Source organism: Actinocrinis sp., from assembly GCF_035650855.1.
Taxonomy (GTDB): Bacteria; Actinomycetota; Actinomycetes; order Streptomycetales; family Catenulisporaceae; genus Actinocrinis.
The window spans coordinates 1-7,939 of sequence record NZ_DASRGV010000201.1; the positions used below are offsets into that span (position 1 = coordinate 1).

Genomic DNA, 7,939 nt, shown 5'->3' on the forward strand with positions numbered 1-7,939 from the left:
CACGCGTTAAATCACCCAGATGCGTATTTAAACGCCTAAAACGTGTGATTAACCGTCAGGTTCTGTCAGACGACCTTTCAGGGGCGATGAGTGCGAGCCTGAACCGGCAGTCCGCTAGGCCCGAACCGCATCCAGCAGCGCACGCGGCCGAGCAGCGACCGGAGCATGCTCGACCAGCTCGAAGGAGCACCCGATAGCCGTCGCGCCGCCGTCCGCAACAGCGTTGTCGCCGACCATCAGAACGTCGGCCGGCGCGCATCCGACCGCCTCGCAGGCGAGTTCGAAGATGCCCGCATCCGGCTTCTTCACCCCGACCTCGTACGAGAGCACGTAGTCGGCGATCAGGTGATCGACGCCGAAGTGTTTGAACACGGTCCGTAGATCCCAGCCGATATTGGAGACCACGGCGACCGGCATGTCGCGTTTCTGCAGCAATTCGAGCACCGCGACGGTGTCCGGGTACGCGTCCCAGGCCTCGGGCGCGTAATGGCGGTCATACAAGATGTCCGCGAGGCCGGGCCACGGCAGCTCGGCCGTCTCTACCAGCGCGGTGTAGGCGGCCCGATGGTCCTCGGCGGTCAGGTCGCGTCGCGCCCACAAGTCGGTCAGATGTGCAGGCACCGCGAATTCGGAGTACGCGCCCGCTTGTCCGCCGCTCGCGTGCAACCGCTCCGCCCACACCTCCACCTCGGCATCCGAGGCGGTGATCCCGGCCTGATCCAGCGCCGCGCGCAGCCACGACTCGGCCGACTCGCAGTGAAACAGGGTCCCGGAGAAGTCGAAGAGCACCGCTTTCGCCATGGGTCAGATCATCGCATGAGCGAACCACCACACCTCGGTCCGTCCGAGCGGCCCATGGACGGCGCGCCACAAACCGCGCCTGTGGCCGCCACCGGATTTCGTTGTTTCCGGAGCCGCGCATTGCAAGGACAAAGCCCGTTGCACCCTATTGCGGGCGCCCGTTCTCGGGTCGCTCGCTGGCGGGCGGGACAGCGGGCAGGACGATGGTGAAGACGGTGTGGCCGGGGTGGGTTTCCAGCTCGACCCGGCCGCCGTGCGCCTCGGCGATCGCACGGGTGATCGCCAGGCCGAGGCCGGTGCTTCCAGAGGCGCGGGAGCGTGCGCGGTCCCCGCGCACGAACCGGTCGAAGGCGCGGGCCGCGACCTCGGGGCTGAGACCGGGGCCGGTGTCCGTGATGCTGAGCCGGACCTCTTCGGGCACTTCGGACACCGCAGACGCCCCAGACACACCGGCCGCAGCCTTGTCCGCGCCCGGAACCTCGTCGCCGTTCGCTTCATTCTCCGAAGACTCCGAAGCCTCGCCGCCATCCAGCCGCAATGTCACCTCGGTGCCCTCAGGCGTATGCGTACGTGCGTTCGCGAGAAGGTTCGCGATCGCCTGCGCCAGACGGTGCGAGTCGCCAACCACCGCCGTCGGCTCGGCGGACAGCTCCAAGCGCCAGCGATGACCAGGGGCGGCGGCTCGCGCGTCCTCGACCGCGTCCAGCGCCAGCCGGGTCAGATCGACCTGCTCGCGGGCCAGTGGCCGACCGGCGTCGATGCGGGCGAGCAGCAGCAGGTCGTCGACCAGCACGCCCATGCGCTGCGCCTCGGCTTCGATGCGGTCGAGCGATCGGCGCACCGGTTCGGGAATCTCGCCGGGGTGCCGCTGCGCGAGTTCGGCGTGACCGCGGATCGCCGCCACCGGCGTGCGCAGCTCGTGGCTGGCGTCGGCGGCGAACTCTCGCAGTCTGGCCTCGACCGCGTGCCTCTTGGCCAGTGCGTCGCCGATGTGTCCGAGCATCCGGTTGAGCGAGGCGCCGACCCGCCCGACCTCGGTGGCCGGGTCTTCGTCGGGGACGCGCACGGACAGCTCCACCTCGCCGCTGGCCAGCGACAGGCCACTGACCCGCTCGGCGGTCCTGGCGACGCGGTCCAGCGGTCGCAGCGTCAGTCGCACCCACACCGCGGCGACGATGGCGGCCAGTGCGAGCGCCGCGGCGAACATCGCCATCTCGGCCCCGGCCAACTGCTGCACCGTCTGCTCGACCCGAGCGAGTGGCAGGCCGGTGATCAGGACATCGCCGTCGAGCCCGACCTGTGCGCGGATCCGGTATTCACCGACGGACGACAGGTCCAGCGTGTGTGCCGATCCGTCGGTCGGTAACGCAGCCAACGCCTTCTCGTCCTGCGCGGACAGCGTGACTCTGTCTTCGATGCTGCCTGTCGCGTCGTCGCTGTCGCCGTCGACGACTGCCGCCTCGGTGATCGTGCTACCTACGAGGCGTACCCCGAGCGTTCCCGGAGTCTGTGCCCGTGTGTCGCCTCTGTTCGCATCGATGCCGCCAGACCCGGCGTGCTCAAGGCTTGCTGCGTAACGCCCTCCGGCTTCGGCGAGCTGCTGATCGACGTCGCTGACGAGGTAATGGTTGAGCACGGTCGTCGTGGCGAGTCCGATGCCAGCGCACAGGAGGGCGAGAATTGCGACCAGCCCGAGGGTCAGCCGGCCGCGGAGCGTACGAGGCACCCCTCGCCTGAGCAGGCGCAATAACCGTCCACCCGCGCCCGCCAGACGACGAGCCGGCGTGGCGCGCTCTCCCGCTGTCTCGTTCTGTGTGCTCACGTCGCTGCTTTCAACACATAGCCCGCGCCACGCACCGTGTGGATCATTGGCGTGCGGCCGGCATCGAGCTTCTTGCGTAGGTAGCTGATGTAGAGCTCGACAACGTGCGCTTGGCCGCCGAAGTCATAGCTCCACACCTCCTCAAGGATCTGCGCCTTACTCAACACCTGGCGGGGGTGGCGCATGAGGTAGCGAAGCAACGCGAACTCAGTGGGGCTCAGCTCGACCGGTGTGCCGCCGCGGGTCACCTCCATAGCCCGCTCGTCCATCACCAAGTCGCCGACCACCAGGCAGTCCGGCCGCGCTTCCGCCGGCGGCGTGGAGGGGAAGGCACGCCGCAGCATGCCGCGCAGCCTGATGACGACCTCTTCCAGGCTGAACGGCTTCGTCACGTAGTCGTCCCCGCCGGCCGCGATCCCGGCGATCCGGTCCTCCACGGCGTCCCGCGCGGTCAAGAACAGCACCCGCGTCTCCGGCCGATCCTGGTGGATCCGGCGCAGCACTTCGGTGCCGTCGAGGTCGGGCAGCATCATGTCGAGCACGACCGCGTGCGGCTGCCAGCTCTCCGCGACGCGCACGGCGTCCAGGCCGTTTTCCGCGCCCCTGGCCTGCCAGCCCTCATAGGCGATCGCCCCGCAGATCACCTCGACCAGGTCCGGCTCGTCGTCGACGACGAGGATGCGCCAGCCGCTGCCGACGGCGCTCTCCGCGGCGGCCGCGCCCGGTGCATCAGTGCCTGTCACCGGCCCATTGTCCGGGCCGAAGGTGAGAAAACACTGAAAAGTCCCCAGCCAGCGTGGCGCCGCCGCCGAGTCAGTAGTAGTTCCTGACCTGCTGGTTCCCCCGCCACCGGATCGAACGCGCGCCCCAGACTCAGAGGGAACTGAGAAGTGGCGATGTGACGATGGGCCGTGGGCGGTCAACCCACGAAACGCCCGTCCCCAGCGCCGAGAAGGAAGGTCCCTGCATGCCAGCCGTCGCCGATCGTGCCCGCGCCCCGCGGCGCGCCGCCGACCGCGGCCGCGCAGCCGGCCCGCCGGACCTGCGGCTCCCGGCAGACGCGATCCCGGTCGCCGTGCTGACGCTCGTCGGCATCGGCGCGCTGGCCGTGCTCGCCCTGTGGTGGAAGGACACGTTCAACGTCGTCGGCGCCGCAGGCTGGCTGACCGGGGCGGGCCGGATCACCGGACTGCTCGCGGGCTACCTCACGCCGCTGCTGCTCCTGCTGATGGCCCGAATACCGGTGCTTGAGCACAAGGTCGGATCGGACCGGCTGGCCCGCTGGCACGCACTGGCCGGCCGATACATGGTCTGCCTCGTCGCCGCGCACATCCTGACGATCATCTGGGGCTACGCGTACACGGCGCGTAAGTCGGTCGTGAACGAGGCCGTATACGTCGTCTTCGACTACCCAGAGATGATCAAGGGCACGTTGGCGGCACTGCTGATGTTCGGTACGGCGTTCGTCTCCGCTCGGGCAGCCCGCCGCCGCCTTAGCTACGAAGCCTGGTACTACCTGCACCTGACGACGTACCTCGCCATCGCGCTGGGTTTCAGCCACCAGATCGTCAACGGCGCCGATCTAGACACCGGCCCGGCACGGGTGCTGTGGAGCGCGTACTACGTCATCGCCTTCGTGCTCCTCGGCTGGTTCCGGCTGTTCGTGCCGTGGCGCAACGACCGCCGGCACCAGCTTCGCGTGGCCGAGGTCAGGCAAGAGGGGCCGGGAGTCGTCTCGGTCATCCTCACCGGGCAGCACCTCGACGAGCTTCGCGCCGAAGCGGGCCAGTTCTTCCGGCTCCAGTTCCAGGCCAAGGGGCTGCGGTGGACGGCGAATCCGTACTCGCTTTCGGCCGCGCCGCACCCGCGATTCCTGCGCTTCACGATCAAACACCTGGGCGAACACAGCGCGGCCGTGGCCCGGTTGCAGCCGGGAACCAAGGTCCGCGCCGAGGGCCCGTACGGTGCGTTCACCGCGGGACGGGTGCGAGCCCGCAAGGTCCTGCTCCTCGCTGGCGGCGTCGGCATCACCCCGATCCGCGCGCTGTTCGAGACGCTCCCGGCCAAGCGCGGCGACCTCACCCTGCTCTATCGCGCCAGCTGGCCGGAGGACGTGATCTTCCGGCACGAGCTCGAGTCGATAGCCGCGGCGCGTGGTGCGCACCTGCGATTCCTCGTCGGGCCGAGGTCCGAGGTCGGTGACCCGCTCACCGCGCGCACGCTGTCCAAGCTGGTCCCGCACCTGAACCGCCACGACGTGTTCATCTGCGGCCCGGAGTCCATGGCCACCGCGGCGGTCCAGGCGCTGCGTGAGTGCGGAGTCAAGCGCTCGCACATCCACCACGAGTCGTTCACATTCTGATAAGCGGTAAGGAGCACGTCAGTCATGCGTCGCGCCATCGTCGCCGGCACAGCCACGGTCTCAGGCATCGTCCTGCTGCTCGGCCTCAAACCGCACAGCAGCGGCTCCGCGCTCGGAACGTCGAGCTTCAGCATCGGCTCCGGCTCGAACTCAAGCCCCAGCACAAGCGCGGCCCCGGCGACGACCGCACCGGCAGCCGGAAACGGCCAATCCTCGTCGAGCGCGGCCCCGAAGAGCGCCCCGAGCACGCCGTCGACCTCGAACACCGGGACCAAGGTCGTCACCGGCGCCGCAGCGGACACCCGCTACGGCCCCGTCCAGCTCCAGGTGACCTTCAGCGGCAAGAAGATCACCAACATCAACGTCCTGCAGTACCCGACGGAGAGCTTCCGCGACCAGCAGATCAACAGCTACGCGCTCCCGATCCTGAACCAAGAGGCGATGTCGGCGCAGAGCGCGAACATCGACGTAGTCTCCGGCGCGACGTACACGAGCGACGGCTACGCGCAGTCGCTCCAGAGCGCCATAGACAAGGCCGGCGCCTGACGCATCCCGCTGTCTGCGCAGGTCTCGCCTACTCCGCTGTCACTGGGATCGCGTTGTCGATCAACACGGCCGCGATGGCGGCGGCGGTCGGGAAGGACTCGGCATTGAGGACCCTGGTCCGGACTGAGGCACCGTCAAGCAGCAGCGCCAATTGCTCGCCGAGCTTTTCGGGGTCGGCGGCTCCAGCCTCGCGGGCGGTCTCAGCCAGCCGTGCCGCGATGGCCTTCTTGTAGTCGCGTGCATATTGGGACGCGGGGTGCTCGGGGTCGTGGAGTTCGACGGTCGCCGCGATGTAGGGGCATAGGGGCGTGGGGCCGTCCGTCCCGGACGCGGGCAGCTCGAAGGCAGCGAGGAGTCGTTCGCGCGCGGTGAGGTCGGTGCGGTCGAACACCCCGGGCATGACCTCGGGATCGAAGCGGCGCAGGCACTCGGTGACGATCTCGTCCTTGCCCGCAAAGTGCTGGTAGGCCGTGCGCTTCGAGACTTGGGCCGCCTCGCAGAGTTGGTCCATGCCGGTGCGGTTGATGCCTTGCTCGCGGAACAGCTTCTGGGACGCGCCAAGGATGCGCTCGCGCGCGCCCCGGCCGCGGCGCTGACCCTGCGGCCCCTTCTCCAGCTCCGTCATGCCTCCAGCATAACTCAGTCGGGTACCGATCGGTGTACATAAGTTGCGGCCACGCCCAGCCAAGAGCTACGTTAAATACACGGATCGGTTTACATAACGTCCGGGCTGTTCCACATGTCCCGTCAACTCAGGAGTGATCGTGGGAAAGCTTGAGGGCAAGGTCGCGGTGATCACCGGCGGATCGACCGGCATGGCGCTGGCCGGCGCCAAGCTGTTCGTCGACGAAGGAGCGCATGTCTTCATCACGGGCCGACGGCAGGAAGCACTGGACGAGGCCGTCAAGCTGATCGGCCGGAACGTGACCGCCGTGCGGGGCGATGCGGCCAACTTGAACGATCTGGACCGCCTGTTCGACACGGTAAGGGCGCAGAAGGGCGCGATCGACGTGCTGTGGGCCAGTGCCGGGATGGGCGAACAGGGCAAGCTCGGCGAGATCACCGAGGAGCAGTTCGACGCAACATTCGGGCTGAACGCACGCGGCACGCTGTTCACGGTGCAGAAGGCCCTGCCGCTGTTCAACGACGGCGGCTCGATCTTCATGACCGGGTCGAACGCTTCGCTCAAGGGTTTCCCGGGCTGGAGCGTCTACGCCGGGAGCAAGGCGGTGCAGCAGGCCTGGGCCCGCGTGTGGCTGGCCGAACTGAAGGACCGGCGCATCCGGGTCAACGTGCTGACCCTGGGCAGGTCGCCACGGCGAAGCAGGAGGAGCTGTTCGACGAGGAGACGAAGCGGCAGTTCGAGTCCCTGATCCCGCGCGGAGAGATGGGCCGCACCGAGGAGATCGCGGCGGTCGCGCTGTTCCTTGCCTCGGACGACTCCAGTTATGTGAACGGGATGGAGCTGGTCGCCGACGGCGGCACCACGGCGATCTGACGGAGAGCGAGACCATCTCATGAGCAGCATCAGCATCATCGGCACCGGCACCATGGCCCGAACCATCGGCACGCTGGCGATAGCAGCCAGCAACAGCCTCGAGGTCATCGGCCGCGACCAGGACAAGGCCGCCGCACTGGCCAAGGCTCTCGGCGACGGCGCCACGACTGGAAAGTGGGGCGCCGTCCCGGCCGGCGACATCGTCATCATGGCCCTGCTGTACGCCAATGTCGTTCCGGTCGTCGCAGAGTACGGAGACGCCCTCGCGGGCAAAGTCATCGTCGACATCAGTAACCCCTTCAACCCGGCCGCTGACGGGCTGGCTTACCGCGAGGTCACCTCGATCGCGCAGGAAGCCGCCAAGGTGGCTCCGCCCGGCGCGAGCGTGGTGAAGGCGTTCAACACGGTCTTCAGCCACGTACTAGAGAAGGGCCGGCCCGACGTCTTCATCGCCGCCGACGACGCGTGGGCCAAAGCGACTGTGCAGGAATTTGTTGCGAGCCTCGGGCTGCGCCCGCTGGACGTCGGCGGCCTGGACATGGCGCACTGGCTGGAAGGCGCGGGCCTGCTGACAATGGGCCTCGCCCGCAACGGCGTCGGGCATTGGGAATTCGCCCTCAGCGTCGCCGAGTTTTCCGGCTGAGCCGACGACGGTCCGGATAGCGGTCCATCGAGGCCATCGGAGCCGGGCGGCAGACAGTAGTGCAACTACAGATGCTCAGGAAACGACCAGGGCGCCCCTTGAATCAAGGAACGCCCTGGTCAAAGCAGAGCCCCCTATCGGAATCGAACCGATGACCTACGCATTACGAGTGCGTCGCTCTGGCCGACTGAGCTAAGGGGGCGGTGCAGGACAGTGGCGCCGCGTGGCGATCACCGACCGGTGCACCAGTGTAGCCGCTCTAGTGGC

At 68.1% G+C, this 7,939-nt stretch carries 7 protein-coding genes, 1 tRNA gene and 1 pseudogene; 4 read left to right on the forward strand and 5 right to left on the reverse strand.

Translation table 11 applies throughout. From position 1 onward, the window contains the following. Positions 1 to 114 precede the first annotated feature (114 nt). The 3 genes from VFB40_RS14615 to VFB40_RS14625 form a co-directional block, all read right to left on the reverse strand. Positions 115 to 801, reverse strand: a complete 687-nt coding sequence (locus VFB40_RS14615) for an HAD family hydrolase (RefSeq protein ID WP_324850955.1) — start codon at positions 799 to 801, stop codon at positions 115 to 117. Positions 802 to 946: 145 nt separating this feature from the next. Further along, positions 947 to 2,527 (reverse strand): sensor histidine kinase, encoded by a 1,581-nt coding sequence (locus VFB40_RS14620; protein ID WP_324850957.1) that lies wholly within the window; start codon positions 2,525 to 2,527, stop codon positions 947 to 949. Between the two features lie 92 nt (positions 2,528 to 2,619). After that, a complete protein-coding gene (locus VFB40_RS14625) occupies positions 2,620 to 3,366 on the reverse strand; it encodes a response regulator transcription factor (RefSeq protein ID WP_324850959.1) in 747 nt (248 codons plus the stop codon). Between the two features lie 224 nt (positions 3,367 to 3,590). Between VFB40_RS14625 and VFB40_RS14630 the strand changes: the two genes are divergently transcribed. Next, on the forward strand, positions 3,591 to 4,985 hold the full coding sequence (locus VFB40_RS14630; RefSeq protein ID WP_324850961.1) for a ferredoxin reductase family protein: 1,395 nt from the start codon (positions 3,591 to 3,593) through the stop codon (positions 4,983 to 4,985). A 24-nt stretch (positions 4,986 to 5,009) separates the two neighbouring features. Continuing rightward, positions 5,010 to 5,531, forward strand: a complete 522-nt coding sequence (locus tag VFB40_RS14635; protein ID WP_324850962.1) for an FMN-binding protein — start codon at positions 5,010 to 5,012, stop codon at positions 5,529 to 5,531. 28 nt (positions 5,532 to 5,559) lie between these two features. Here VFB40_RS14635 and VFB40_RS14640 read toward each other — a convergent pair whose 3' ends face one another. Next, on the reverse strand, positions 5,560 to 6,156 hold the full coding sequence (locus tag VFB40_RS14640; protein WP_324850965.1) for a TetR/AcrR family transcriptional regulator: 597 nt from the start codon (positions 6,154 to 6,156) through the stop codon (positions 5,560 to 5,562). A gap of 139 nt (positions 6,157 to 6,295) precedes the next feature. Between VFB40_RS14640 and VFB40_RS14645 the strand changes: the two are divergent. Together VFB40_RS14645 and VFB40_RS14650 are read left to right on the forward strand one after the other, a co-directional pair. Continuing rightward, positions 6,296 to 7,029: pseudogene (locus tag VFB40_RS14645) on the forward strand (SDR family NAD(P)-dependent oxidoreductase). A gap of 19 nt (positions 7,030 to 7,048) precedes the next feature. Beyond that, positions 7,049 to 7,672: an NADPH-dependent F420 reductase gene (locus tag VFB40_RS14650; RefSeq protein ID WP_324850967.1), complete on the forward strand. Its 624-nt coding sequence runs from the start codon at positions 7,049 to 7,051 to the stop codon at positions 7,670 to 7,672. A 128-nt stretch (positions 7,673 to 7,800) separates the two neighbouring features. Here the strand turns inward: VFB40_RS14650 and VFB40_RS14655 are convergent. Further along, positions 7,801 to 7,874, reverse strand: a tRNA-Thr gene (locus VFB40_RS14655). Positions 7,875 to 7,939: the final 65 nt, after the last annotated feature.

Excerpts from the sequence above, each read along its gene's own strand:
- VFB40_RS14615 (WP_324850955.1), bottom strand. The coding sequence starts at position 801 with ATGGCGAAAGCGGTGCTCTTCGACTTCTCCGGGACCCTGTTTCACTGC.
- VFB40_RS14630 (WP_324850961.1), top strand. The coding sequence starts at position 3,591 with ATGCCAGCCGTCGCCGATCGTGCCCGCGCCCCGCGGCGCGCCGCCGAC.
- VFB40_RS14635 (WP_324850962.1), top strand. The coding sequence starts at position 5,010 with ATGCGTCGCGCCATCGTCGCCGGCACAGCCACGGTCTCAGGCATCGTC.
- VFB40_RS14640 (WP_324850965.1), bottom strand. The coding sequence starts at position 6,156 with ATGACGGAGCTGGAGAAGGGGCCGCAGGGTCAGCGCCGCGGCCGGGGC.
- VFB40_RS14650 (WP_324850967.1), top strand. The coding sequence starts at position 7,049 with ATGAGCAGCATCAGCATCATCGGCACCGGCACCATGGCCCGAACCATC.